The organism is Alcanivorax sp. HI0044, from assembly GCF_001634945.1.
Genome location: NZ_LWEZ01001492.1, coordinates 1 through 1758 on the forward strand (window position 1 = coordinate 1; position 1758 = coordinate 1758).

A 1758-nucleotide genomic window follows, 5' to 3' on the forward strand; every position below is an offset into this window, starting at 1 on the left:
CCCCCGAGTCTATAACAAACCGTTACAAACGCCAAAGCCCCCGGCGCAACCGGGGGCAGGCATTATGATCAAGCGGAAATACGCTATGGCGAAGAGCGGGCCTGCGGGCATCCCAACCCGCTGCTTTCAGGCCATTTGCCGGGCAATACGGGTGGCCAGCGCATACACCGTGATCTGTGGGTTCACGATGATGGAGGTGGGTAACAAGCTGGCGTCGGCCACGTATAACCCGGGCACATCGTGGCTCTGGCCATCGCTACCGACCACACTGTTATCCGGATCGGCCCCCATCCGGCAGGTACCCTGGGGATGATAACTGACCATACGCAGGTGCTGTGGCAGGTTTTCCAGCGTATCGACCATCTCATCGATGTCTGCCTCACTGCGAATCACCCGATTATCGCTGGCGGGCACATAGACTTCTTTGGCACCCGACGCCAGATGCAGCCGAGCGGCCGCTTTCAGGGCACGCTGCATGGAGGGAAAATCCGTATCGCTGAGCTGATAGTTGATCTTCTTGCGCTCCCCGTCCCATTCAATGGTGCCCACATTGTGGTCGTGGATCAGCGTGACCAGCCCGCCCAGGTACTTGGCATCGGCCATGTAATCCATGAACGGCTTGCCGGTACCCGGTTCCGCCGCCATGGTCAGCTCTACCAGCCCGGCACCGCCATCTTCCAGCACGAAGCCGCCCTTGTCGGGGTGCATGAACTCGTCCACATACACGCCGAGCATGGCGCCACGCCAGGGATAAACCGGCTCCGGGTAGCGGGCGGGAACGTACAATGACGGGTGGCAGGCAAAGTTCCTGCCCACCTGCCCGGACCGGTTAGCCAGCCCGCTTTTCAGCAGCAGCAGCGGGGTCTGCACCGCCCCTGCCGCAACAATTACCCGGGGCGCTGTCACCGTCATGCGGGCAGCAATAGAGCCATCACGATGGGTTACCGTCGCCGCCACACCGCTGGCCTTGCCGTTTTCGGTAAGGATTTTCTCCACGCGAGTATCCGCGTAAATCTGCGCCCCATGGGCTGTGGCCCAGGGCAGGTAGGTCACCAGCATGGACTGCTTGCGCTCGGTCTTGCAGCCCGACAGGCAATGCCCGGTCAGCCCGCACTGACGGATATTGCGCTGCAGCGGTTTCACCGACCAACCCAAACGGTTGGCACCGGCGCGGATCAGGCGCCCGTGTTGGGGAATCTCATGCTCACCGTTTTCATGAACGGCCAGGTTCTTCTCTACTTCGTCAAAGTAGGGTGTCAGTTCCGCCGTGGTCAGCTCATTGAGACCAAAATCCCGCTGCCAGTCCTGCAGGATGAAATCCGGTGTGCGAAAGCACACACAACCATTGACTACCGTGGAGCCGCCCACACAGGCGCCCTGCAACACCAGCAGATCGCCGCTGCTATTGGTCTGGCCACCATGGTCCTGGTAGAGGGTATCCAGGCTTTCACTGAAACGTTCAGTGAAGTCCTTGGAGGGCACATAGGCACCGGCTTCCAGCACAACAACCTTGAAGCCCCGCCGGGCCAGCTCATAAGCACTGACCGCCCCGCCCGCTCCGGAGCCGACGATCACCACGTCCGCCTCAATTTCCAGCCGCTCGCCCTCAGGCTGCTTGCCAATCAGGTCACTGGCCTGATGCACCGCAAGGCCGGTGGCCTGCCAACCTGCCGAGCTGTCCGCTGTTGTTGCTATTGTGTCATTCATGCCTTCCCCTCCGGCTGCTTGGCACGCAGTGCATCATCCGCCGGTAACGGC

General features: G+C 61.2%; 1 protein-coding gene. It reads right to left on the reverse strand.

Going from position 1 to position 1758, the window contains the following annotated elements:
• Positions 1–126: 126 nt before the first annotated feature.
• Complete coding sequence (locus tag A3730_RS22565; RefSeq protein WP_063518498.1) at positions 127–1707, reverse strand: FAD-dependent oxidoreductase; 1581 nt, start codon at positions 1705–1707, stop codon at positions 127–129.
• Positions 1708–1758: the final 51 nt, after the last annotated feature.